The 24,939-nt window shown below is 56.0% G+C and carries 19 protein-coding genes; 8 read left to right on the top strand and 11 right to left on the bottom strand.

Features of this window, described 5'->3' with window-relative positions:
- Window positions 1-83 precede the first annotated feature (83 nt).
- The 5 genes from J3362_RS19010 to J3362_RS19030 form a co-directional block, all read right to left on the bottom strand.
- Entirely contained in the window at window positions 84-2,150 is a 2,067-nt protein-coding gene (locus J3362_RS19010) for a type IV pilus secretin PilQ (protein WP_349521883.1), read from the bottom strand.
- Window positions 2,151-2,215: 65 nt separating this feature from the next.
- The gene (locus tag J3362_RS19015) at window positions 2,216-2,764 is read right to left on the bottom strand and encodes a pilus assembly protein PilP (protein WP_349521788.1); all 549 of its coding nucleotides are present in this window, start codon (window positions 2,762-2,764) and stop codon (window positions 2,216-2,218) included.
- 2 nt (window positions 2,765-2,766) lie between these two features.
- The gene (locus J3362_RS19020; RefSeq protein WP_014576029.1) at window positions 2,767-3,378 is read right to left on the bottom strand and encodes a type IV pilus inner membrane component PilO; all 612 of its coding nucleotides are present in this window, start codon (window positions 3,376-3,378) and stop codon (window positions 2,767-2,769) included.
- Complete coding sequence (locus J3362_RS19025; RefSeq protein ID WP_349521789.1) at window positions 3,375-3,941, bottom strand: PilN domain-containing protein; 567 nt, start codon at window positions 3,939-3,941, stop codon at window positions 3,375-3,377. Before J3362_RS19025 ends, J3362_RS19020 begins: the two co-directional genes overlap by 4 nt.
- Entirely contained in the window at window positions 3,941-5,002 is a 1,062-nt protein-coding gene (locus tag J3362_RS19030; protein ID WP_349521790.1) for a pilus assembly protein PilM, read from the bottom strand. The genes J3362_RS19025 and J3362_RS19030 overlap by 1 nt, the downstream gene beginning before the upstream one ends.
- Window positions 5,003-5,197: 195 nt before the next feature.
- Here J3362_RS19030 and J3362_RS19035 point away from each other — a divergent pair, with 195 nt between their 5' ends.
- A complete protein-coding gene (locus J3362_RS19035; protein ID WP_349521791.1) occupies window positions 5,198-7,726 on the top strand; it encodes a penicillin-binding protein 1A in 2,529 nt (842 codons plus the stop codon).
- 66 nt (window positions 7,727-7,792) lie between these two features.
- On the opposite strand, the gene J3362_RS19040 is transcribed toward J3362_RS19035, so the two are convergent.
- The gene (locus J3362_RS19040; RefSeq protein ID WP_349521792.1) at window positions 7,793-9,058 is read right to left on the bottom strand and encodes a malic enzyme-like NAD(P)-binding protein; all 1,266 of its coding nucleotides are present in this window, start codon (window positions 9,056-9,058) and stop codon (window positions 7,793-7,795) included.
- Window positions 9,059-9,309: 251 nt separating this feature from the next.
- A complete protein-coding gene (gene rpmE, locus J3362_RS19045) occupies window positions 9,310-9,531 on the bottom strand; it encodes a 50S ribosomal protein L31 (protein WP_008170804.1) in 222 nt (73 codons plus the stop codon).
- A 264-nt stretch (window positions 9,532-9,795) separates the two neighbouring features.
- Here rpmE and J3362_RS19050 point away from each other — a divergent pair, with 264 nt between their 5' ends.
- The 6 genes from J3362_RS19050 to hslU all read left to right on the top strand — a co-directional run bounded on the left by J3362_RS19050 (window position 9,796) and on the right by hslU (window position 18,510).
- On the top strand, window positions 9,796-11,970 hold the full coding sequence (locus J3362_RS19050) for a primosomal protein N' (protein WP_349521793.1): 2,175 nt from the start codon (window positions 9,796-9,798) through the stop codon (window positions 11,968-11,970).
- 210 nt (window positions 11,971-12,180) lie between these two features.
- Window positions 12,181-14,064 carry an Ig-like domain-containing protein gene (locus tag J3362_RS19055; RefSeq protein WP_349521794.1) on the top strand — a complete coding sequence of 628 codons (1,884 nt, stop codon included), beginning with the start codon at window positions 12,181-12,183 and terminating at the stop codon, window positions 14,062-14,064.
- A 154-nt stretch (window positions 14,065-14,218) separates the two neighbouring features.
- Window positions 14,219-15,904: an arginine--tRNA ligase gene (gene argS / locus J3362_RS19060; RefSeq protein ID WP_349521795.1), complete on the top strand. Its 1,686-nt coding sequence runs from the start codon at window positions 14,219-14,221 to the stop codon at window positions 15,902-15,904.
- 5 nt (window positions 15,905-15,909) lie between these two features.
- Entirely contained in the window at window positions 15,910-16,548 is a 639-nt protein-coding gene (locus J3362_RS19065; protein WP_349521796.1) for an SPOR domain-containing protein, read from the top strand.
- A gap of 90 nt (window positions 16,549-16,638) precedes the next feature.
- Window positions 16,639-17,169, top strand: coding sequence for an ATP-dependent protease subunit HslV (hslV, locus tag J3362_RS19070; RefSeq protein WP_008170810.1), 531 nt, complete (start codon window positions 16,639-16,641; stop codon window positions 17,167-17,169).
- A 12-nt stretch (window positions 17,170-17,181) separates the two neighbouring features.
- Complete coding sequence (gene hslU, locus J3362_RS19075; RefSeq protein ID WP_349521797.1) at window positions 17,182-18,510, top strand: ATP-dependent protease ATPase subunit HslU; 1,329 nt, start codon at window positions 17,182-17,184, stop codon at window positions 18,508-18,510.
- A gap of 55 nt (window positions 18,511-18,565) precedes the next feature.
- On the opposite strand, the gene J3362_RS19080 is transcribed toward hslU, so the two are convergent.
- The 3 genes from J3362_RS19080 to J3362_RS19090 all read right to left on the bottom strand — a co-directional run bounded on the left by J3362_RS19080 (window position 18,566) and on the right by J3362_RS19090 (window position 22,782).
- Complete coding sequence (locus tag J3362_RS19080) at window positions 18,566-19,807, bottom strand: patatin-like phospholipase family protein (protein WP_349521798.1); 1,242 nt, start codon at window positions 19,805-19,807, stop codon at window positions 18,566-18,568.
- Between the two features lie 122 nt (window positions 19,808-19,929).
- Window positions 19,930-22,236: a phosphoenolpyruvate--protein phosphotransferase gene (gene ptsP / locus J3362_RS19085; protein ID WP_349521799.1), complete on the bottom strand. Its 2,307-nt coding sequence runs from the start codon at window positions 22,234-22,236 to the stop codon at window positions 19,930-19,932.
- A gap of 15 nt (window positions 22,237-22,251) precedes the next feature.
- Window positions 22,252-22,782: an RNA pyrophosphohydrolase gene (locus J3362_RS19090; RefSeq protein WP_008170817.1), complete on the bottom strand. Its 531-nt coding sequence runs from the start codon at window positions 22,780-22,782 to the stop codon at window positions 22,252-22,254.
- A gap of 173 nt (window positions 22,783-22,955) precedes the next feature.
- Between J3362_RS19090 and J3362_RS19095 the strand changes: the two genes are divergently transcribed.
- Entirely contained in the window at window positions 22,956-23,612 is a 657-nt protein-coding gene (locus J3362_RS19095; protein WP_349521800.1) for a histidinol-phosphatase, read from the top strand.
- An 8-nt stretch (window positions 23,613-23,620) separates the two neighbouring features.
- Here J3362_RS19095 and J3362_RS19100 read toward each other — a convergent pair whose 3' ends face one another.
- A complete protein-coding gene (locus J3362_RS19100) occupies window positions 23,621-24,817 on the bottom strand; it encodes a class I SAM-dependent rRNA methyltransferase (RefSeq protein WP_349521801.1) in 1,197 nt (398 codons plus the stop codon).
- Between the last annotated feature and the right edge of the window lie 122 nt (window positions 24,818-24,939).

Genomic DNA, 24,939 nt, shown 5'->3' on the forward strand with positions numbered 1-24,939 from the left:
GCATAAGTTCAGGACCCGTCTCGGGCCAATTTCAGGCACAAAAAAGCCGCCGGTTTTAAGCGGCGGCTTTTTAACTGCACCGATTAACGAAGCAGATCGTTCTTGATGATCTTCGGCGTAATGAAGATCAACAGCTCGCTGCGCTCATCAAGGTGCTCAGTGCGCTTGAAGATACGGCCCAGATAAGGGATGTCTCCAAGGAACGGCGTCTTGGTCGTTTGAGTCGCAACCTCAGACTGGAAAATGCCACCCAGAACTACTGTCTCGCCGTTGCCAACCAGAACCTGTGTAGTAACAGAGTTTGTATTGATGGACGGAATGCCTGCCGTAACTTCACCTCTGGAATCCTGGTTTACTACCAAGTCCATAATGATTTTGTCATCAGGCGTGATTTGAGGTGTCACTTCCAGTGAAAGAACCGCTTCTTTAAATTCTATATTGGTCGCGCCACTGGAAGTGGCCTCTTGATAAGGAATTTCCTCACCTGATTTGATAGATGCTGTTTGGCGATCAGCAGTAACCACCCTTGGCTGAGAAACAACCTCGGCCTGGCCATCGCTTTCCAAAGCGGACAATTCCAGATCAACGAGGAAGTTGTCACTGCCCCATCCAATGGCGAAGGAGGAGGTACCTTCACCACTAACACCAAGATCAACGGCAAGAGCTCCCGGGAAAGAAATCGTGTTGCTATTCCCGGCAGCTGCGTCACGAGCCTCCTGCAGCGATCCCTGAGAACCACCGACTGTAAACACGTTGTCGCCACTCACATCGTAGGCAGCACCACCCCAACGAACACCCAGGTTCTCGGCAACATTCGTTTGGGCCCGCACAATACGAGCCTCTATAGAGACTTGACGCACAGGAACATCCCAAGTTGAAACCAGCCTGCGAATTTCCTCTAACTTCTCCGCGGTCTCCCTGACACTGATCGTGTTTGTCCTAACATCAGAGGACACAAAACCCCGATCAGAAATAAGCTCCTCATCTTCCTTGATCAAAGCAACAATATCAGCCGCCTTAGCATAGTTCACCTGAACGATATCAAGGCGCACGGGAGCCAACTCAGCAATCTGCTTGCTGGTTTCAAGCTCAAGCTTCTCCCTAGCTGCGATCTCATCTGCAGGCGCAACTAGCAAAACGTTACCGATCTGACGCTTATCAAGACCTTTGGTCTTCAGGATCAGATCAAGCGCCTGATCCCAGGGAACGTTCTGGAGACGGAGAGTAATGCTGCCGCCCACCGTGTCACTGGCCACGAGGTTCAGTCCGGTGAAGTCGGCGATCAGCTGAAGTACCGAGCGGACTTCGATATCCTGGAAGTTCAGGGAGAGCTTGTCGCCGGTATACGGGAACTTCTCTTCCCGGCGGGATTCGGCTTCTTCCTGGCTTAGCTCCTCGACACTGACGGTAAACTGGCTACCAGACTGGTAGGCGATGTAGTCGTAGTTGCCCTCAGGGCTGATCTCAACAACGGCATTGCCATCTTCCACAAAGGTGTCAATGCGAGTAACCGGCGTGGCGAAATCCGTCACGTCGAGCCGGCGCCGCAGATCGGCAGGCACAGCAATACCATCCATGGTAAGACGAATTCTGCCGGCGCGTTCTGTCAGGTCGACCGGCGTGCTGGAGCTGCCAAGATCCACAAGTACTCGACCTTCGCCGTCTTTGCCGCGACGGAAATCGACCCCAGCGAGGGCATTAGATGGCGCCGCGTTGGTTGTTCCACTGCTCTGAGAAGCGGAGGTTGAGGAGCTGGCAACAACGCCCTCAGTCTGCCCACCAATTGTCATGATCAGGGAGTTACCAGAACGAACTGTGTCATAGGACACCAGCTCAACAAGATTGAAGATCAACCGCGTTCGATCCTTGGTCTCGACCACGGTCATGCTCTGGGCATTACCCGACCCCAGAGGCACACTTCGGCTATCAAGGCCACTGGTCGTATCCCGAAGATCTACCGCGATCCGAGCGGGGCGCTCAATAGTGTAGCCGGAGGGTTCCGGTGGCGCCCCATCAAATTGCAGTGTCACCTCAAGCCGCTCGCCCGGTAGCGACGAAAACGACACGTCTTCCAGCGTGACCGCGTTGGCCAGGCCGGATAACAACCCAAAAGCAATCACGCTGACGTATACATTGAGTTTTCTGAACATCGCTAGCCTCGACCCTAAACTTTTTTGTACGTGCATGTTTCTTTCAACTTTCATCCAGCCGCTCCTTAGCCTGCGCCTTCATCCAGGGTCAGGGAGCGAGGACGCTCGACCCAGCCACCCCGGCCATTGGGAACGATTTCAATGAGCTCAATTCGTGTTTCACTAACGGCCACGATGCGACCGTAGTTTTGACCCATGTAATTGCCGATACGCACTCTGTGAATACCGCCCGTATCGTCCTCGATGAGAGCAAACAGGTTACCGGATGCCCCTTGAAGAGTACCGACCATTGCGAGCGCTTTCAGGTCAAAATTTTCCAGAACCTCTCGAGGCCGATCCAGATCGGGCTCAACATCGCTTACAGGCCGCTCATCTACCATGGTCAATTGAACATCGATTGGCGGCTCAAATGGGGCACGACGATCTGCAGCAGAATAACTGAACGCCTCGTAGGCTTTAAATTCCGGAAGAGGCTCTACGAAGCCTCTCGGCTTTGCACGAGTATCTGCCATGAATTGATCTAAATCTGAAAAACCGCTGTCCTGGGAACAGGCCGTCAGCAAAGAGACCAAACAAACACCCAGCCAGGCTCTCATCGCATGCGTTACTGTCATGCTCACTCTCCAGCCCGGTAGCGGTATGTGCGAGCTACAACTTGCATGTCAAGTCGCTCTCCATCTCCGCCTGTTGGTTTAATGGTTAAATCATGCAGTGTGACGATCCTGGGCAGGCTTGCGACACTACTGACAAACGAGGCAAGCTCATGATAAGAGCCAGTCACACGAATATTAATCGGCAACTCTGAATAGAAATCACGACGCTGCTCAGGCTGAAGAGCCACCTCCTGAAGAGAAAGCCCGTTGCCTAACGCCGTGTTAGTTATATCTTCCAGCAAGCCCGGGACCTCAGTTTCACTTGGAAGCTGCCTCACCAACGCGCCGAAGGTTTCTTCCATTTCTGCCATTTGAGCTTTGAAGACCTCCAAGTTTGCCACCTGGTAAGCTTTCTCCTCGTATTTTTTCCTTAGATCCTGTTCGGTTTTTTCCACACGCTCGAGCTGAACATACTGATCTTTCACGAAAAACCAGTAGCCCCCGCCAGCTATAAGAGCAAACACGATAAGCACAACAATGGCCTTGATTGGTGCCGGCCAAATACCCGCATTATTTACATCAAGATCATTGATATCGAATTCATTGAGACTTTTAAGTGAGTCGGCGAGGCTCATTGACCATCCTCCCCTTCAGGCTCAGGAGTTTTTTGTTGGACTGAAAGATTGAATTGACTGTACCCCGCGCGACGACTCTCAGCAGCCGACACATTGGACAGATCCGGATCCGTAAACCAGTCTGATTCTTCAAACTGACGCATCAACGTAGATACACGACTGTTGGATTCAGCCATTCCCACGATGTCAATTTGGTCACCAGTTCGCTTGAGGTCCGTATAAAAAAGCCCATCAGGCAAAGTCCTGACCAATTCGTCGAAAACGCGCACAATAACGGGCCGTTTGCCCTGGAGATCCTGAATAACCTGCATTCGGGCAAGAAGTTCATCCCTTTTCCGCTTTAGGTCCTCAATCTCCTTGATCTGCTGATCCAGATTTTTGGTCGCTGATTCGAGGTAAGCATTGCGGGATTGCTGGTAGGCGATCCGGCTATCCATATCGGTTTTCCAGAGAAAGACCAGGCCGCCAGCAATGATCGCAGCGCCCAGAATCATGACCACGAACTGTTTCTGCTTCTCGGCGCGAAGCTCTTCGCGCCACGGTCGTAGGTTAATCTTTGCCATCAGTCGAAGCTCCTCATTGCCAGGCCGCAGGCAATCATCAGGGAAGGCGCATCATTACTCAGTGCCGACGCGTTCACCCTTGAACCTACCGCCATATCTGCAAAAGGATTCGCGACCATGGTCGGCGTTCCCGTTTTTTCTTCGACCATTTCGGTGAGCCCCTGAATCGAGGCCGTGCCTCCGGCCAGAACCACGTAATCGACGGCATTGTATTGACTGGCACCAAAGAAGAACTGAAGCGCTCGGGCAACCTGCTGCACGACAGCCTCGCGGAACGGCGTAAGCACTTCTGACTCGTAATCATCAGGCAGTCCGCCCTGCTTTTTCGCAAGACCGGCTTCCTCGAGTGACAAACCATAACGGCGCTGGATTTCCTCGGTCAGCTGTTTGCCACCGAAAATCTGCTCCCGCGTGTAAACGGTCTTGCCACCGGCCAAAACACTCAGCGTGGTCATGGTCGCGCCAATGTCGACGATCGCTACCACCAGCTCTTCTCCCTGAGAGTCCAGCTGAGGCTCGATCAGTGCGTAGGCGCGTTCAAGGGCATAGGCTTCAACGTCAACCACCTTGGTAGTCAGTGAAGCAATCTCGAGCGCATCCTCCCGGATGTCGACGTTTTCCTTCCGGCAAGCAGCCAGAAGCACATCCACCTGGTCGGGGTTGTTCTCGGAAGGTCCCTGAACTTCGAAATCGATCGCCACTTCATCCAGCGGGTATGGAATATATTGATCGGCCTCAAGGGCAATCTGATCTTCCATCTCGAATTCGTTCAGGCCGCCATCCATCTGGATAAGCTTGGTAATAACCGCAGAACCTGAGACAGCAACAGCTACCTGTTTGACGCCAGAACGGGACTTGGAAGCTACGCGCTTCATTACCTCGCCCACAGCTTCTACGTCCGTAATATTCTTTTCCACCACGGCATTGGCCGGCAAAGGCTCCACCGCGTAGCTCTCGACCTTATACCGGTCGCCCTGCTTCGATAGCTCCAGAAGTTTGACCGAGCTGGAGCTTATATCCACGCCCAGCACTGCACTGGATTTCTTTCCTAATCCAAACACGCGCTCACCCTATACCTGGTTAGATGCACCCGGTTACGTAACTTATGTGTTTTTTATTTAAGAGAATTTCTTCACCATTCCGTCTACAATGCGTGTTCTTCTTTAGTTGAGAACTATTGCAGCGGTGAAGCACCTCTTCCATCCTAAAGCAATTTCTCAAATGATAGACCTATATCCAACAGTTGTCAGAAAAAAATGTCTCATTTGTTGCGCACATCTCGCCTTTTTGCCTGGTTGTTTCTTACCGGACTGAGTGTCGCCGTTATCGTAACCTCAGGCTTCTATCTTTACCTTCGCCCTGGCCTTCCGCCGGTACATCAGCTTCTGGACATCAAGCTTCAGACGCCATTAAGGGTCTATAGCAAAGACAACAGATTAATAGCAGAATTCGGTGAAAAGAGAAGGGCACCCATCACAATCGAACAGATCCCAACAATTCAGTTACAAGCCTTCATGGCAGCTGAAGACTCGCGTTTTTACGAGCACTTCGGGGTCGACATCAAAGGCCTGGCGCGGGCTGCAATCGAACTGGTCTCTACCGGCGAGATCCAGTCCGGGGGCAGCACCATCACAATGCAGGTTGCAAAAAATTACTTTTTGTCACGGGACAGAACCTTTATCCGGAAGTTCAACGAGATACTTCTGGCTCTTCAGATCGAACGTGAACTGGATAAAAACCGCATTCTCGAGCTCTATCTGAACAAGATCTATCTGGGCAATCGGGCCTACGGGATTGCCGCCGCTGCACAGGTTTATTACAACAAGCCGGTCTCGGAACTGTCCCTCGCCCAGATGGCTATGCTCGCCGGCTTGCCAAAAGCGCCCTCGGCGTTCAACCCCCTGGCCAACCCGGACCGTGCGATGATCCGGCGCAACTGGATTCTCGGACGGATGCGCGACCTGGGGTACATCACTCCGGATGCCCACGAACTTGCCGTTTCCGCCCCCATTACTGCCAGCTACAACAGCACGGAGACTGAAGTCGACGCCGACTATGTTGCCGAAATGGCGAGATCCGAGATGGTTCGGCGGTTCGGCGAAGACGCCTACACCGATGGCTACACCGTAACGCTGACAGTTGACGGCAAAAAACAGCAGGTTGCCACAGAGGCATTAAGAGACGGCCTTGAAGCCTATGATCGGCGCCACGGCTTCAGGGGCCCTATTGGGCAGATTGATCAGGAAACACTCGCCGAGAGTGAACCGTCAGATCTGATCCTGAACTATCCTCGCGTGGAGTCCCTGCTTCCCGCAATCGTCACAGAGGTTGACGACGAATCCGGCAAAGTGGCGGTGCACGCGCGCCGCATCGGCCCCGCCACCATGACTTTCGAAACCATGACCTGGGCGAAGCGCTACAAAACGGAAAATCTCACGGGCCCTGAGCCTGAAAAGCCCTCCGATGTTGTGGCTCCCGGCGACGTTATCTATGTGCGCGCCCAGAACCCAGATCCGGCTTCGCCCGACTCCGAATCCAAAACGAACGAACCTCAGAATGGCGAATCGGAGCGGCTCGCTGAAGCCACGGTAGCGCTTGCTCAAATCCCGAGGGCTGAAGGCGCACTCATTTCACTGAAAGCCAAAACCGGCGCCATTGAGGCACTGAGCGGAGGCTACAGTTTTGGTCAGAGCAAATATAACCGTGCCATACAGGCAAGACGACAGCCTGGCTCCACCTTCAAGCCTTTCCTTTACCTGAGCGCCCTGGAAAGCGGCATGACACCCGCCACCATCTACAACGATGCGCCGATTGTCTTCGATGACTCGGAACTGGAGACTGCTTGGCGACCCCAGAACTCCTCCGGGCAGTTCTATGGCCCAACCCGACTACGGGAAGCACTCTACCGCTCACGCAACCTGGTCTCGATCCGACTGTTGCGCGACCTGGGCATCCAGAACACCCTGGATTACCTGGCACAGCTGGAAATCCCGGTAGAAAACATGCCGGACGACCTGTCACTCTCCTTGGGCAGCGGGCAGCTTACTCCCATGGAACTTGCCCGAGGCATGGCCGTGATTGCCAACGGAGGCTACGACGTTGAACCCTACCTGATCGAGAATATCACTGACTTTAGCGGTGAGACCATTTACCAGGCGCCGAAAACCGTTTTGTGCGACGAAGACTGCGACGACGGCACAGGACAGGAAACATCGGGCGAGCAAGAAGGCTCGCCAAACAACGTCACCAATGTTTCTGAAACAAGTGAGGACTCGCCCGAGGTTCGGGTTATGCGCAGACTGGCGGACGAACGCTCGGTCTTTATTCTGCATTCAATGATGCAGGACGTCATTCGTCGCGGCACCGGCAGGCGGGCACTGGCCCTTGGCCGGGACGACATCGCTGGAAAAACCGGCACCACCAACGAACAGAAAGACACCTGGTTTGCCGGTTTCAATCACGAAGTGGCTACAACCACCTGGGTTGGGTTCGACCAACCGGCACCTCTGGGCAGACGCGAGTTTGGCGCCAGCACCGCCCTCCCCATCTGGCTGGACTATATGGAAGCAGCTCTCGAAGGGGCACCTTCTTCCTTCATGCCTCGACCCAATGGCATCGTCAATATCCGGATCAACCCCGAAACCGGACAGCGGGCAAGGCCGGGCGAGGATGGCATTTTCGAGGTCTTCCGGGAAGAGGATGCGCCACCGTCTCTGACATCAGAAACCGAGAGCGACCGCAACGGAGGCTCCGAGGAAGACGACCTGTCAAGGCGAATCTTCTGACGTCAGAAGCAGGCACAAAAAAACCGGCGGGATCACCGCCGGTTTTTTTATACCCTGAACGACAGATCAGATAATGTCGTCCATGGACTTGAGCGGGTAGTGCGCAGGGTATGGATTACGTGCAACGCCGGAATCCACGGCAGCTCGAGCAACGGCGGCCGGCACAACTTCCAGCAAGCGGACGTCCATCGGCTTGGGAATGATGTACTCTTTCCCGAACTCGAAACTCTCGACACCGTAAGCCTCACAAATTTCCTGAGGCACAGGCTCCTTGGCCAGCTCACGGATTGCATTGACTGCCGCCACCTTCATTTCCTCGTTGATCGCGGTGGCACGAACGTCCAGCGCTCCACGGAAAATGAACGGGAAACCCAACACATTGTTAACCTGGTTCGGATAATCAGAGCGACCGGTGGCCATAATCAGATCATCCCGGGCTGCCAGGGCAATTTCCGGGCTGATCTCCGGATCCGGGTTGGAGCAGGCGAAAACGATCGGCTTGGGAGCCATTTTCTTGAGCTGTTCAGCGGTCAGGAGATCCGGACCGGACAGCCCCAGGAATACGTCAGCGCCATCAATCGCGTCGTCCAGAGTGCGCTTGTCAGTGTCGTTGGCGAACATTGCCTTGTACTGATTCAAATCATCACGACCAGAGTGGATCACACCCTTGCGGTCGAGCATGAAGATGTTCTCAGAACGAATACCGCAGCTGATCAGAATCTTCATGCAGGCAATGGCGGCAGCACCGGCACCCAGGCAGACCACCCTCGCCTCTTCAATCTTTTTGCCCTGCAGTTCGAGGGCATTGATCATGCCGGCTGCAGTTACGATAGCAGTACCATGCTGGTCATCATGGAAGACGGGCACGTTGCACTTTTCGATCAGCGCACGCTCAATTTCAAAGCACTCCGGCGCTTTGATGTCTTCCAGATTGATACCACCGAAGGTATCTGCAATACGCTCAACTGTTTCGATAAACGCCTGCGGGCTCTCGGAATTGACTTCAATATCGAAAACATCAATTCCGGCAAAGCGCTTGAACAGTACGCCCTTGCCTTCCATAACCGGCTTGCTTGCCAGCGGACCCAGGTTACCCAGACCAAGAATCGCGGAACCATCGGAGATGACAGCCACCAGGTTGCCCTTGGCGGTGTACTTGTATGCGTTCTCCGGGTCCTTTGCGATCTCGCGGACCGGTTCGGCAACCCCGGGGCTATACGCCAGGGAAAGGTCGCGGGAGGTCTTGGTTGGCTTGGTGATTTCAACACTCAGCTTACCAGGCCGCGGCTTGGCGTGATATTCAAGGGCTGCTTCTTTCAGATCTTGAGACATTGCCACTGTTCCGTTTGTCACGTTTAAAGGTAATGAACCGCCGAAGCCAAAGAGCCTCGGATCAACTCCGAATCGAAGGCCCCTACTCGGCGGAGCGCGCCATTATGGCCCGCCAGCCCGGAAACGACAAGTGCCTCATGAACATTTTGTGAACAGTCAATAGGGCTAATTGCGTATGTATCTTATAGATACACTATGACAACGGAGCACAAAAAAAGCGCCCGAAGGCGCTTTTCCCGAATGCAGCTCGATCAGTCTTTCTTGGCGCCGATGCGACCACCGAAACGCTTCTGGAAACGGTCGATACGACCACCGGTATCCATAACTTTCTGCTTGCCGGTGTAGAACGGATGACACTGGGAACAAACATCCAGCTGCAGATCATGGGTGTAGGTAGAACGGGTCTTGAATGTATTACCGCAAGAGCAGGTTGCAGTAATCTCTTCGTACTTCGGGTGGATACCTTCTTTCATGGCGAACCTCGTTAGGTCATGCCGCTACCTGATCACGGGGCATCGAATCTGCCCAGGCGCCAGGCACCGCACGTTTGAATCAATTGAGAAGACGGGGCACAATCATGCCCTGCCGGAAACAGACCGAGAATCTTACTTGCAATTAGTTCTGCAGGCAAGCACCACCCTGACGTCCGGACTCGCCCACCCCGGATTTCGCGGCAGGCCGCCGACTGAAACAGGATAAGGAAAAACCGTGACACCCGTCATTCCGTGGAGCACTCAGTGCCGTTGATCGCACGCATTGCCCTGAATCGTCCGCTGCGTCGACTCTTCGATTACATTATTCCGGAGGGCCTTGAACTGATGCCTGGACAGAGAGTGCGAATACCCTTTGGCCGGCAGCAGGCAACGGGCCTTGTTGTTGAGGTGGGCGTTGAGCCTCCTCCCGGCATCACTCTCAAGCCTGTGGCAGGCGCAACGGAAAACTGGCCTGCGCTGCCCGCGGAAACCTTCAAGCTTCTCAGTTGGGCAAGCGATTATTACCAGCATCCGCTCGGCGAATGCCTGTTCACTGCCCTGCCCCCAGCACTCAGACGAGGGCGCATTGCAGAGGAAAAGACAGACCAGTGGTGGCGTGCAGTCGACAGCGGCTCGACGATCCCCGCGAATGCTCATAAACAGAAAGCCCTTTGGGATTGGCTGAACCAGCGATCCAACGGCGCCCCGACAACCGATATTCTGAGGGCGGGATTCAACCGGGCGCAACTCAAGGCACTGCAGGAGAAGCAACTGATCGAGGTTGTCTCGCCAGCCCGACCGGCGGATTTCAATGAAGCCCCCGAGCTGCTGGCCCGCCGACCCAAATTGTCCCGGGCGCAGACGTCTGCCGCAGAACAGCTCGCTACCCCGGACGAGGGGTTCGCCGCCTTCCTTCTATATGGCATCACCGGTAGCGGAAAAACCGAGATCTACCTTCATTACCTGAAAGAACACCTGGGAGATCAGGATCAAGCCCTGGTACTGGTTCCGGAGATCAACCTCACGCCACAAACGGTCGCCCGATTCCAGCACTATTTTGGCGCCCGGATTGTCGTATGGCACTCAGCCCTGAACGATAGTGAGCGTCTGGCGACCTGGCTGAAAGTTCGGAACGGCGAGCCCGTTATTCTGGTAGGTACCCGATCGGCTGCTTTGCTACCGTTCACCAACCTGCGAACCATCATTGTCGATGAAGAGCACGACAGCTCTTACAAGCAGGGAGAAGGTTTTCGGTACTCCGGCCGGGACCTGGCCGTCTACCGCGCACACCTGAACAAGTGCCCCGTCATTCTGGGATCTGCCACTCCGTCGCTGGAATCCGTTCATAATGCAGAGCAGGCCAAATACCATCTGGTAAAGCTTGAAGAACGCGCCGGGAATGCTGTGCCCCCGGCCATCAGCTTGCTGGATATCCGGAGTCGCCCATTGGAGGGCGGCCTCTCCCGCCCTGCCCTGAATGCCATCGAACAAATTCTGGCAAAAGGTGAGCAGGCGCTGGTTTTCGTCAATCGGCGAGGATTTGCTCCGGTCATGATGTGCTTTGACTGTGGCCACATGGTTGAATGCCCGCGCTGTGACACTCGCCTGACCTACCACCGCCGGGACCGGGCGATGAGATGTCACCACTGCGACTACCAGACGGCGGCCACCGAGCAGTGCCCGAAGTGCAAGAGTGAGGCCTTCAAACCGGTTGGACAGGGCACCGAAAGAACCGAGGACATTCTCGCCACGGCTTTCCCGGATACGCCAGTGGTGCGCGTGGATCGCGACAGCACGCAGCGCAAGGGCAGCATCCAGGGCATCCTGAACCAGGTCAACACCGGCAAACCATGCGTACTTGTGGGCACCCAGATGCTGGCAAAAGGACACGACTTCCCGAATGTCACACTCGTAGTGGTGGTAAACGCGGATGGGGGGCTGTTCAGCGTGGACTTTCGCGCGCCCGAGCAACTCATACAGACCCTTCTGCAGGTCAGTGGCCGCGCCGGCCGGGGCACAAAGCCCGGCAAAGTTCTTGTGCAAACCTGCCACAGCGACCACCCGTTGTTAAAAACGCTGTGCGAAGGCCATTACCTCGACATAGCCGACCAACTCCTGAAAGAGCGGGAAGAAGGCCAATTTCCGCCATTCCGGGCCATGGCTATTTTCAGGGCAGAAGCCGACACCATGGAGAAGAGCTTACAAGTGCTGGATACAATAAAGCCCCTCGCGAAGACCACAGGTATCCAAACCTGGGGACCGTTGCCAGCCATGATTGCCCGGCGCGCCGACAAGCACCGCGCGCAACTGATTCTCAACGCCCGCAACCGGAAAAAGCTGAACAGCCTGCTGACCGGAATCTGTCAGGAACTGGACCAGAGAAAGCTGCCTGCCGGGGTCAAATGGATGATTGATGTTGATCCGCAGGAGACCGGGTAAAAAGGCAAATCCGTCGCCAGAAATGTGAGCTACTGCCACGAACATAAAAACGTTACAAAGTTTTTCACAAAATGGCGTAACCTTGAGCGATCATAAATTTCGATGTGCTATGATTTCAGCGAACTAGCATTTTGTCTTATCAGGCTCCCTGAACTCTGAGGGACTGGGCGAGACCAAGATAAACGACACTTACGGAAAGTGGAGATAACAATGTCGGGGAAATTTGGCTTAACCATGGCAGCCAGCCTTCTGTCTCTTTTGCTCGTTGCCTGTGGCGGCGACAGCGGTTCCTCACCCCTTGCGGGACCCGGTAACAATACCGGTGGCGGCGGAGATGATGACGGAGGACAGGTTACTGCTGGCTCTATCAACCTACTTTCCGACTCGCCTCAGATTGGCACTGCAGCGAACTCACAGGTCACGCTTACTGCCTCTGTTCAGGATAGTAACGGCGTTCTGCTCCCGGAAGTTCCAGTCACATTCAGCACCAGCGGCGCTGCACTTCAGGTGGTTAACGCGGTGACTGACCCCAATGGCAATGCCCAGGCAATACTAACTAACTCCAGTAATCCCCAGAACCGGACTATCTCCGTCACAGCCACAGCAGGCGGTCAGACTGACACTGTATCTGTTCAGGCGACTGGCACAGGCATATCCATTTCCGGGCCCACAGCCGTCTCAATCGGGGCCAATGCGAGTTATACAGTTCGCCTGACCGATTCGAACGGCAACGGCATAAGCGGTGAGACCATCAGCGTCTCCAGCAGCGGCTCGAACACCTTGACCAGCGCCTCTCAGACTACAAGCGCTACAGGGACAGTATCATTGGGTTTCACAGCCAACACTGGCGGCACCGATACGATTACCGTGTCCGCCTACAGCGGCAGCAGCACTGTGCAAGCCTCTATCGATGTTCAGGTTGACCAGGATAGCTTCCTTTTCAACGACCCAGATCCAACTCAGATCGAAACAGTTAATCTGAACACATCCGAAACAGTGACTGTCGTGCTGACATCTGGCGGCGCTCCCGTCAACGGTGAGACCATTACCTTCTCTGCGACTCGTGGTACGCTGAGCGCCACTCAAGTGTCAACTGCGAATGGAGAAGCTTCTGTTGACATCAGCTCTTCAACTGCCGGACCATCTATCATTTCCGCCACGACTACCGATGGACTGACTGCGACCCGACAGATAGAGTTTGTTGCCACCAACCCAACAAGCCTAATCATTCAGGCAAATGATACGCAGTTGAATCCACAGCAGGAAACTGAGGTAACTGCGGTTTTGAGAGACGCTCAAAACAACTTGGTCAAAGGCCAGCCAGTCACGTTCAGCATCGTCACTGATGAGAGTAACGGTCAGCTTCTCGAATCCCAAGCAACCACCGACTCTCTGGGGCGTGCGACCGTGACTTACCAGGCTGGAAGCAGCGGAACAGCCAGCGACGGGGTTGTTATTCAAGCTCAGACGAACGCCGGAACTCAACCCTCTTCAACTATTTCACTGACTGTAGGCGGGCAAGCACTACGTATTACGCTAGGCACCGGCAACGAAATTATAGAACCAGACAGTGTTCGCTATGATCGCGAATGGGTTGCTTTCGTAACCGATGTGAACGGTGCCCCCGTTAGCGGTGTAAACGTTGAATTGAAGCTTCTACCAATTTCTTATGGCAAGGGCGTCTATGTAGCTACAGACATTGATGGGGACCTCGAGCCGGATCAATGGGTGCCCAACCGCTCTGCGACCTGTGATGCGGAAGACGTAAATCTGAACGGGATTCTTGATCAGAATGAAGACCAGAACAACAACCAGAAGCTGGAACCTTCCAACGATGCGACCTTTGCACCCGCAACGCTGACCACTGGGGATGATGGCTCGGCAATGTTCTCGCTCCTGTATCCGCAGAGCAACTGTTCGTGGGCTGACTTCCGATTGACTGCCACCGTCGAAGTTGAAGGGTCCGAGAGCCAGGGAACTGCGGAGTTCACGCTGTCGTGCTCCGCTTCAGATCTGAACAATATCGAAGCCTCTCCTCCCGGAGGAACCGAAAGCAAATACGGCTCGGCCGCAGTATGCTCAGATCCGAACTAATGGTAAGCGTTTAGAAAACAGAACCCGGGGACCAAAAGCCCCGGGTTCTTTCGTTTGAGAATAGGCCACCTTTCCGCGATAATAGCCACCTTCTGTTTTCAACGGGCCTCCTGCCCCGAATCCAATTCTCCTGTAAACCGAGTCATCTGACAGCATGAAAGAGACCGTTTCCGATCTGCTCCAGTCTGCACTGGCAGCACTCCAAGCCGATGGCACGCTGCCTGCGGACCAGTCCTTCACTCCACAGGTGGGCAATACCAAGGACAAATCCCACGGCGATTATGCCTGCAACATTGCCCTGGTTGCCTCGAAAGCGGCTGGCTGCGCGCCCCGCAAACTGGCGGAGGCGCTGGTCGAGAACCTGCCTAAGAGCAGTGCGGTGGAGAAGGTGGAGATTGCCGGGCCCGGTTTTATCAACTTCTTTATGAGCACTGCGAGTGCCTTTGAAGTGGTCAATACCATACTGGATGAAGGGGATCGTTTCGGCCGCAACAATCAGGGCCAGGGCGAAAAAGTTCAGGTGGAGTTTGTCTCGGCCAACCCCACAGGCCCCCTCCACGTTGGCCACGGCCGTGGCGCGGCGATCGGCGACTGCCTTTGCCGGCTGCTGGAGGCAAACGGGTACGCTGTAACCCGGGAGTTCTACTACAACGACGCCGGAGCCCAGATTGATAACCTGGCACTCTCAGTTCAGTCGCGGGTGAAAGGCCTGACGCCGGACGACGAGAGCTGGCCGGCAGACGGCTACCGGGGCGATTACATTGTTGATGTTGCCAATGCCTACCTTGCCGGCGACACCGTTACTGCAGACGATCGGGAAGTGACCGCCAAGGCGGATCCGGAAGACCGCGATGCCATCCGCGAATTCGCCGTCGCCTACCTTCGGAGGGAGCAGGATCTGGATCTGAAAGCCTTCGGGGTTCAGTTCGATGTCTATTTCCTGGAATCATCCCTATACGAAGACGGCAAGGTCGAAGCCACGGTCAAGCGCCTGCAGGAAAATGGCTACACCTACGAGCAGGATGGCGCCATGTGGCTGAAGACCACGGAATTCGGCGATGACAAGGACCGGGTCATGCGCAAGAAGGATGGTGGTTACACCTACTTTCTGCCGGATGTTGCCTATCACCTCGACAAGTGGCAGCGGGGCTTTACCACTGTCATCAACGAACAGGGTGCCGACCATCACTCTACCGTAACCCGCGTTCGCGCCGGCTTGCAGGCGCTGAACACCGGCATTCCGGAAGGATGGCCGGACTATGTACTGCACCAGATGGTGATGGTGACCCGCTCCGGCCAGGAGGTGAAAATCTCCAAGCGAGCCGGCAGCTATGTAACAGTCCGGGACCTGATTGATGAAGTGGGCCGCGACGCGACCCGTTTCTTCCTGGCCGCGCGCCGGGTTGACTCCCAGTTGACCTTCGATATCGATCTGGCTCGCTCCCAGACCAATGAAAATCCGGTCTATTACGTTCAGTATGCCCACGCGCGCATCTGCAGCGTACTTCGAAAACTGGCCGAGGAAGGTGTAGAGCGCAGTGGCAATGAATGTATTGGCGACCTCTCACTGCTGACGCTTGACGAGGAAAAGGACCTGGCCAACCAGCTGGCCAAGTATCCGGAGCTCATCGCCAATTCCGCCGCGCAACGTGAGCCGCACCATCTCACGCACTACCTGCGGGATCTGGCGGGCCAGTTCCATACGTATTACAACGCCCATAAGGTATTGATTGAAGATACGGCGATTCGTGATGCCAGGGTCAGCCTCTACCTTGCCATCCGGCAGGTTATTGCCAACGGTCTGGACCTGTTGGGCGTCAGCGCACCGGAAGAGATGTAACACGAATGTCCCGAGATTACGCCCGCAAGGGCAGGCCCGCCAAAGCGTCGGCCACGTCGCGCACGAAACCGGCGAAGCAGGCAAAGCCAAAAGCGGCCCGCCCAAAACCCAAGGCCAGTGCCCGTGCCCAGCACGGCAGTTTGTCGCTCAAGTGGATTCTGTCTCTGGCTGCCGTGGGCGGCTTTATCGGGTTTATCTTTTATCTGAATTCCCTGCCTGCGAACCCGGGTTCGCAGCCGCAAACGGTCAGTGAGAAGCCGGCCCAGAAATCTGCAAAGGCGCCCGCGGAAACAGCCAAGGAAGAGGACAAGCCAGGGTTCCGCTTCTACGAGATGCTGCCGGAATCCGAGGTGGTTCCACCCAAAGTCGAAGAATACACCCCCGGACCAACACAAACGGACTTCAATTATCTGCTTCAGTCCGGCTCCTTCCGTAGCAAGGAAGACGCCGAGCGACAGCGGGCCCAGATTGCCTTCCAGGGTTTGCGGGCAAGCACGCAGAGGATTGACATGGACAACGGCTCCGTCTGGTACCGTGTCAACGTTGGTCCTTTCACATCCCGAAGTCAGATGAATTCCGCTATCGACAAACTGGTTTCTCTGAATATCCAGCCACTGGTCCGAAAGATCCCCAAGGAAGGCTGATCTTTCGGGCCTGGTGCAAACACCTTGAATTCGCACCAGAAGCCTCCATAACAACGGGATACCAATTTCAATCAGGCAATTGGAGCCCAAATGACTACCATTCTTTCCGTCAGGCGCGATGACGAAGTTGCCATGGGTGGCGACGGCCAGGTTTCCCTGGGCAATACCGTAATGAAAGGCAATGCCCGGAAGGTTCGCCGCCTTTACAACGGCCAAGTGATCGCCGGCTTCGCGGGCGGTACCGCCGATGCCTTCACCCTGTTCGAGCGATTCGAAGCCCAGCTTGAAAAACACCAGGGCAACCTCACCAGGGCCGCGGTGGAACTGGCGAAAGACTGGCGCACAGACCGCGCCCTGCGCAGGCTCGAGGCCTTGCTGGCTGTAGCGGACAAAACTGCCTCGCTGATCATCACCGGTAACGGGGATGTGATAGAGCCGGAACAGGGCCTGATTGCCATCGGGTCGGGCGGACCCTTCGCCCAGGCTTCAGCCCGGGCCCTGCTGGAAAACACCGACCTGTCTGCCCACGAGATAGTCGAGAAGGGTCTGGATATCGCCGCCGATATTTGTATCTACACCAACCACAATCGCACCCTTGAAGTGCTCTCCAAAAACGACTGATCCGGAGCGACCATGTCTGCAATGACTCCCCGTGAGATTGTCCACGAGCTCAACAAACACATCGTGGGCCAGGAAGAAGCCAAGCGGGCGGTGGCTATCGCCCTGAGAAATCGCTGGCGCCGGATGCAGCTGGACAGCAGCCTGCGCGATGAGATCACTCCCAAGAACATTCTGATGATCGGTCCCACCGGTGTGGGTAAAACCGAGATTGCCCGGCGCCTCGCAAAATTGGCCGATGCCCCGTTTTTGAAAGTGGAAGCCACCAAATTCACCGAAGTCGGCTACGTCGGCCGCGACGTGGAATCCATCATTCGTGATCTCGCGGATATGGCCGTCAAGATGCTGCGCGAAGCTGAAATGAAGCGTCACGAAGAACGGGCACTGGACGCGGCAGAAGAGCGCATCCTCGATGCACTGATCCCGCCGCCCCGGGATTTCGCTGAGGACAGCCAACGCAGTTCCGACTCCTCAACTCGCCAGCTGTTCCGGAAAAAACTCCGGGAGGGCGAACTGGATGACAAGGAAATCGAGATCGACCTTCGTAATTCCAGCGCCGGAGTCGAAATCATGGCGCCTCCGGGCATGGAAGAGATGACCAATCAGCTGCAGAGCATGTTCTCCAACCTTTCTTCCGACAAGCGAAAAACACGGAAGATGAAGGTTTCAGACGCTCTCAAGCGGGCCAAGGAAGAAGAAGCTGCGAAGCTGGTCAACGAAGAAGAGATCAAACAGAAAGCCATTCAGGCCGTCGAGCAGAATGGCATCGTGTTCGTGGATGAGATCGACAAGGTCGCCAAGCGATCCGAGAATACCTCGTCGGATGTTTCCCGCGAGGGCGTCCAGCGCGATCTGCTCCCGTTAATCGAGGGCAGCACCGTGAGCACGAAATACGGTTCTGTGCGCACCGATCACATTCTGTTTATTGCCTCCGGCGCGTTCCATCTGTCAAAGCCCTCGGATCTGATTCCGGAGCTGCAGGGCCGCTTGCCGATCCGCGTTGAGCTTCAGGCACTGACACCCGAGGACTTCAAACGCATCCTGACCGAGCCGGATGCCTCCCTGGTGCAGCAGTACGAAGCGCTGATGCTGACCGAAGGTGTGAAACTGACCTTCCGGGATGATGCCATTGCGCGTATCGCCGAGGTTGCCTGGAAGGTGAACGAGAGCACTGAAAACATCGGTGCCCGTCGGCTGCATACCGTCATTGAGCGGTTGCTGGAGACACTGTCCTTCGATGCCGGCGACAAGGTTACCGATGGCTTCGAGGTAACCGCCGAATACGTGGATGAAAAGCTTGGAGAGTTGTCCGAAGACGAGGATCTGAGCCGGTACATTCTGTAGGCGTGAGCGAGACGGGGCAGATGACACAGTCATCTGCCCCGTCACCTACTGAACATTATTGCGCCTTTGAAAAGAGGTGCGACACGTTAGTCAAGCCACCCGCCAACCGGCCCTTCTCGGCTTTTTTCTTCCTGCCCTTGGCCACATACAGTGGCAGCATTTCGCCGTATAAACTGGTACTGATCGTCCGCTGCTCGTCTTCAAGGCGATCCCGGCGAAGCTTGATGCCATATTTCGCCAGCTTGGGCTCCAGCTGGTCTGCGCGACTCAAAAGGTCCCGCCGTGTCATCTGATAGGCGTGCTCACACACCATTCTGCGGGATTGGAAGCTGAATACGTTGGAGAAGAACAGCTTGGCGTCGTCGCGGGTGGGCTCAAACAGCAAAATGTCCTTGTCGGGATAATCCCGGGCATATTGGGCAATACCGGACTGCATCCTTGAGTACACCATGGTCCTGAAGGTCTGGGACAGAACGTTTGGCATGCCTGAGCGGGTCAGCTCGCCCGGCTTCATGGAGCCGGCCCGGACCGCCGCACTGGCATCAATTGGCACCTGGGGATTCACAGCGAAAACCAGGTCGGCACCGTCCTCGAAGGCCACAGAGGCGTGCAACCCCTTGCGCAGCGTACCGTCCACATAATACCGCCCATCGATTTCCACCGGCACATACAACCCCGGCGAAGCGGTACTGGCCTGAATAGCCTTGGAAATGGGCACGTGGTCAAAACCGGGAGCGCCAAAGCAGACCGCTTCGGTACTCTCAACATCGGCCGCCACTATGTAGAGGCTGCGCTTGAGCTGACGGAAATCATTGGTACGCCCGAGCATGGTAAAGGCCCGCTTGAGATACTCATGCAGGCCTTCATTATCAAACAGCCCGGCCGGCGCTGCCTGGGCCAGGATGGTCATGGCTTCCAGCAGGCTCTGATCGTAGGGGTTGTTGATGAAACGACTCACTGCCGTCGAAACCAGCCCCGGAATTGCCAGCAACCGGCTGCCAATCTCCCGAAAGGCAGGGCGGTAAAACACTTCCGGATGGAAAGGGTGCACTTCCGCCTCGTTGCGAACGAAAATCCGGCAAAGTTGCGCCGTGGTCATCTGGTTGGCGAGGTTCGCCGCAACAAAAGACCCGCCATTGACGCCCACATACACATCGATGTTGTTGAAATCGAGACCATCAAGCGCCTCGTCCAGCGCCCGGAGCGCTCCGATTTCATAAATGCCGCCCAAAGGACCACCGCCACCAAGGGCAAGCCCGATGCGGGGAGCGGGTTTATGGTCAGTTGGCGAGCTCATAGCCTTCCCTTTTCCGGATTAAGAATGCGGGTCCGCCAAGCGGACCGCCGGATACTTCCATGATCAAGATAACAACCGCATTTAGAGTGCACACCCTATATTGTCGGAATCCGTGCCTCCGATCAGGACACTGCGGCCTCTGATACCGCCATGGCCGATGACTTGCCGGGGCGCAGATAACGGCCGAAGCCGGCATTACGCAATGCCAGATCGACACAGCTCTTGATAACGTGAGGCGAATCCAGCAATAGGACATCTTCCAGTAACTGGATGGCCCACTCCCGGCTGACACTGCGAATGACTGACTTGACCTTGGGCAGGCTGGCCGCGTTCATGGACAGGGAATCGTAGCCCATAGCCATCAACAGCAGGGCGCCACCGGGATCACCCGCCAGCTCGCCGCAGATACCAACTGGTTTGCCCACCGAGTGAGCGTCCTGGGCAATCCGGACCAGCGCCTGGAGTACTGCCGGGTGATACGAGTGATAGAGCTGGGCAACCCGGGGATTGTTACGATCCACTGCGAGCAGATACTGGGTCAGGTCGTTGGAACCCACTGAGAGGAAGTCCACCCGGTCCGCCAGCTCCCGGATCTGGTATACGGCAGCAGGAATCTCGACCATTACGCCCACTTTGGGCATATGAATGTCGTAGCCCTCTTCGCGAACCTCGTGATACACCCGATAAATGAGGTGCAGGGACTCTTCCACTTCCGAGATGTTGGAGATCATCGGCAGCATAATCTGGAGGTTGTTCAGGCCCTCGCTGGCCTTGAGCATAGCCCGTACCTGAACCAGGAAGATCTCTGGATGGTCCAGGGTAACCCGAATCCCGCGCCAGCCCAGGAAGGGGTTCTCCTCCTGGATCGGGAAGTAGGTCAGCGCCTTGTCGCCGCCAATATCCAGCGTACGCATGGTAACGGGGCTCGGGGCAAAGGCTTCGAGCTGCTCCCGGTAATACTCTCGCTGCTCCTGCTCTGAGGGGAAGCGGTCCTTGATCATGAAGGGCACTTCGGTCCGGTAGAGACCGATACCCTCGGCACCGTGCGAGAGCGAGCGCACCACATCGGTCATCAACCCGGTGTTCACCAGCAGTGAGACCCGATGGTGATCGGTGGTTTCACAGGGCTTGTCCTTGAGAACTTCAAGCCCGCGAATAAGCTCATCTTCTTCGTCGCAGATTGCCTGGTAATAGGAGCGGAGGTCTGCCGATGGCGAAGCAAAAATCTGGCCCTCAAAGCCGTCTACGATCAGCTCCTTGCCGTCGAGCTGGTTTACAGGAATGTCGACCAGTCCCATAACCGTGGGAACGCCCATGGCACGTGCCAGGATGGCGACATGAGAGTTACTGGAGCCTTTGACCGACACCAGACCCACCAACTGCCCCTTGGGGACCTCGCCAAGCATGGCAGGTGTCAGCTCTTCGCTGACCAGTACCGTGCGCTCGGGGTAGTTCAGGTGTTTCTGCTCACCTTCCTGCAGATGAGACAGCAGACGGCGGCCCAGGTCCCGGATATCAACAGCGCGTTCCTGCAGGTAGTGATCGTCCATCATCTCGAAGTGACGAATGTATTGCTGGACCACCTGTTTGAGAGCACCCTGGGCCCAGATCCCTTCCCTGATCTTGTTCGACACCTCACCAGGCATGGCATCGTCACCCAGCATTCTCAGATAGACATCGAAAAGAGCCTGCTCTTCGGGACGCAGCTGAGAAGCCAACCGCTTGGCAACCCGCTCGATATCTTCCCTCACCGCTTTAACCGACGCTCCGAACAGGGCCAATTCTTGATCAACATCGTCAGTGGGCTTTTCCGGAACCACATCAAGATCAGCGGATGGATAAACGACAACGCCATTGCCGATGGCAACACCGGGAGCACCCGGCACGCCGTTGAAACTGACATCGTGTGCCTCCTCACCAGTCAGGGACAGGCCACTGATGGCGCCGGTGGCTTCACTATGGGCTATGACCCCCGCCAGCTGAGCGGAAACGGTTACCAGGAATGCCTCTTCGCCCTCATCAAAGCATCGGGAACTCTCCCGCTGCTGGACAACGAGTACACCCAACACCCGGCGATGGTGAATGATCGGAACACCCAGGAACGAGCGGAAGCGCTCCTCACCGGTCTCGGGGAAGTAACGATAGCGCGGATGGGAGGGCGCGTCCTCCAGGTTGATAGGCTCCTCACGAGAGCCCACCAGGCCGACAAGACCCTCTGAATAGGCCAGGCTCACCTGGCCAACCGCCTTGCGGTAAAGGCCTTCTGTGGCCATCAAAATGTAGCGGTTGGTGGCAGGGTCAAGCAGGTAGACGGAACAGACCTCGGTTCCCATGGCTTTCTGCACCCGCGATACAATGATATCCAGCGCCTCCTGCAGATCGCGGGCGCTGTTTACCTCTTGTACTAGACTTCGCAGAATGCTCAGCATGGCGGTGTCAATCCGTCATTTCTGGTGTTCCTGTAAACGCCGGTTCTGCTCCGCCCTGTGCCACTGTTCCATGTTGTAGAACAGTCGCGGCGCAAGCTCTCTCAGCGCGCGTCGATACACTTCTCGCTTGAATGAGACCACCTGTCCCAACGGATACCAGTAGCTTACCCACTGCCAGCCGTCGAACTCCGGTGAATCCGTGCCGTCCACGCAAACCTGCGCGTCCGGCGATAACATCCTCAGCAGGAACCATTTCTGTTTTTGGCCCACACAAACGGGGTGGGAGTTTTGGCGTACCATCCTCCTCGGGAGTCGATACCTCAGCCAGCCTCGCGTGCAGCTGATGATTTCCACATCGCTTGCGCAGAGGCCGATTTCCTCTCCAAGCTCCCGGTACAGCGCATCCTCGGGGGATTCATCATGTTTGATGCCCCCCTGGGGGAACTGCCAGGAGTCCTGCCCTATTCGCCTTGCCCAGAGAACTTCTCCTCTGTGATTGGCCAGAATGATTCCGACGTTGGGTCTGAAACCGTCTGAATCGATCACGGCACAGTCCTCTCAAAAGTCGGTAGACCGGTACAAAAATTCACCGGTCGGATTTGTCCAAGTTGCTCTCATTCTTACAGAATCCCAAGGGTTCGGCAAACGGAGCCGTTGGGGACAGGTCATGATAGACTTGGCGTTTTACCGCAAGCCCTGTGATCACCGGAGGTAGCCGCTTGACGCTCGCAATTTTTGATCTGGACAACACCCTTTTAGCCGGCGACAGCGACCACGCCTGGGGCGAATTTCTGGTGGAGGAAGGCATTGTCGATGCCGAGGAATACCGCCTTGCCAACGACCGCTTCTATCAGGAATACCTGAACGGCGAGCTGGATATACTGCACTACCTGGGTTTTGCCCTTCAGCCGCTGGCCAGCCACAACATGAGCGAGCTTCTGGCCTGGCGCGAAAGCTTCATGGCAAAAAAGATCCGCCCCATGATGCAGGCTAGTGCGAAAGCACTTCTGGACAACCATCGTGAGCAGGGCCATACGCTGATGATCATCACTGCCACCAACCGTTTCGTGACTGAACCCATTGCCGAGGCCCTCGGCATCGAACATCTGATCGCCACCGAGCCCGAGCTTGTCAACGGCCGTTATACAGGCGAAGTGGCCGGCACTCCGAGCTTTCAGGACGGCAAGGTCACGCGACTGGATGACTGGCTGAGCGCCCACAACAGGACACTTGAGGGGGCCTGGTTCTACAGCGACTCCCACAATGACCTGCCGCTGCTGAAAAAAGTGGACAACCCGGTAGCCGTAGACCCGGACCCGACCCTGGAGCAATATGCCCGGGACAACGGCTGGAAAGTCATGTCACTTCGGGGTTAATGGCAGGGTTAGAAGAACCCCGTCAGTGAACGAACAAAGCAGGATTTGATGTAATCGGTCTCGGGAATGCCCGGAACCACCGGGTGATCCGGAGCCTGATGCCCCTGCTCGAGCAACTGGACAAAGCGGTCGATCTTGCGGCCGCTGCCTCGAATGATGTCCACCAGCTTCTCCTGCGAGAGATGCATGGAACAGGACGCGGAAACCAGTATTCCATCGCGTTCCAGTAACCGCAGACCGAGCTGGTTCAGCCGGGCATAGGCCTCTTCCCCCGCCTTCTGGTCCCTGCGCCGGGGAATCAGTGCCGGCGGATCGAGAACCACCACATCAAACTTCTCCTTCTCATCCGCCAGCGCCTTCAGGGCTTCGAAGGCATCGCCCTCAATGGTTTCCACATTGTCCAAGCCGTTGAGCCTGGCGTTGTGGTGAACCGAATCAATGGCACCGGCCGAGCTGTCGACACAGGTCACCTGAGTGGCCCCGGCACAAGCGGCCTGAATGCCCCAGCCACCGACATAACTGAACACATCCAGCACCCGCTTGCCCGGCGCATAGGCCTGCAAACGGGCACGGTTCATCCGATGATCGTAGAACCAGCCCGTCTTCTGGCCACCTTCCAACGGTACCTCGAACCGGACACCGTTCTCCTCCACCTCCAGCAAACTCACCTCAGCGCCATGGGCCTGCTCCACGTAAGTATCCAGACCTTCAACCTTACGCATTTTGCCATCGTTCTTGAGGATGATCGCCTCAGGGTGCACCAGCCGCTGGACCGCCCGAACAACTGCCTCCTTCATCGCTTCCATGCCGGCCGTGGAAATCTGCACCACCACCGTGGAATCAAACCGGTCAATCACCAGCCCCGAAAGCCCGTCACTGTCGCCAAACACCCAACGGTAAAACGGCTTGTCGAAAAGCCGCTCTCTGAGCGCAAGCGCAGCCTCCATCCGCTGGGTCAACCGCTGGGGCGTCATACCATGGCCCGGATCCCGACTGATAAGTCGGCCACAAATCAGCGCATGGGGATTCACGAACACTGTACCCAGAGGCTTGTCGTTCGACGCCCGAAGCTCCGCCTGAACACCGGCCTCGAATTCCGTCAGCGGACTGCGGCGGGTGTCCACCTCATTGCTGTAAACCCATAGATGGCCAGCACGGAGACGGCGCTCTGCGCCTTTTCGAAGATACAGAACCGGAAAATTCATAAAGACCACCTGGAAAGGAAAGACAGGGATTATACAAGATGAGTTGAAACTGATACCGATGTATGACGGGCTGACGGGGCGGGCCTTCCAAAACTGTGCGGAGCCAGGGATGGCGGAGCCAA

This window comes from Marinobacter sp. NFXS11, from assembly GCF_040148675.1.
Classification (GTDB): Bacteria; Pseudomonadota; Gammaproteobacteria; order Pseudomonadales; family Oleiphilaceae; genus Marinobacter.

Bases quoted from the DNA above. Each gene is read 5' to 3' on its own strand.
- hslU (WP_349521797.1), top strand. From the start codon at position 17,182: ATGTCTGCAATGACTCCCCGTGAGATTGTCCACGAGCTCAACAAACAC.
- argS (WP_349521795.1), top strand. From the start codon at position 14,219: ATGAAAGAGACCGTTTCCGATCTGCTCCAGTCTGCACTGGCAGCACTC.
- J3362_RS19100 (WP_349521801.1), bottom strand. From the start codon at position 24,817: ATGAATTTTCCGGTTCTGTATCTTCGAAAAGGCGCAGAGCGCCGTCTC.
- J3362_RS19040 (WP_349521792.1), bottom strand. From the start codon at position 9,058: ATGTCTCAAGATCTGAAAGAAGCAGCCCTTGAATATCACGCCAAGCCG.
- J3362_RS19035 (WP_349521791.1), top strand. From the start codon at position 5,198: ATGTCTCATTTGTTGCGCACATCTCGCCTTTTTGCCTGGTTGTTTCTT.
- ptsP (WP_349521799.1), bottom strand. From the start codon at position 22,236: ATGCTGAGCATTCTGCGAAGTCTAGTACAAGAGGTAAACAGCGCCCGC.
- J3362_RS19055 (WP_349521794.1), top strand. From the start codon at position 12,181: ATGTCGGGGAAATTTGGCTTAACCATGGCAGCCAGCCTTCTGTCTCTT.
- J3362_RS19025 (WP_349521789.1), bottom strand. From the start codon at position 3,941: ATGGCAAAGATTAACCTACGACCGTGGCGCGAAGAGCTTCGCGCCGAG.
- J3362_RS19015 (WP_349521788.1), bottom strand. From the start codon at position 2,764: ATGACAGTAACGCATGCGATGAGAGCCTGGCTGGGTGTTTGTTTGGTC.
- J3362_RS19065 (WP_349521796.1), top strand. From the start codon at position 15,910: ATGTCCCGAGATTACGCCCGCAAGGGCAGGCCCGCCAAAGCGTCGGCC.
- J3362_RS19080 (WP_349521798.1), bottom strand. From the start codon at position 19,807: ATGAGCTCGCCAACTGACCATAAACCCGCTCCCCGCATCGGGCTTGCC.
- rpmE (WP_008170804.1), bottom strand. From the start codon at position 9,531: ATGAAAGAAGGTATCCACCCGAAGTACGAAGAGATTACTGCAACCTGC.
- J3362_RS19020 (WP_014576029.1), bottom strand. From the start codon at position 3,378: ATGAGCCTCGCCGACTCACTTAAAAGTCTCAATGAATTCGATATCAAT.
- J3362_RS19010 (WP_349521883.1), bottom strand. From the start codon at position 2,150: ATGTTCAGAAAACTCAATGTATACGTCAGCGTGATTGCTTTTGGGTTG.
- hslV (WP_008170810.1), top strand. From the start codon at position 16,639: ATGACTACCATTCTTTCCGTCAGGCGCGATGACGAAGTTGCCATGGGT.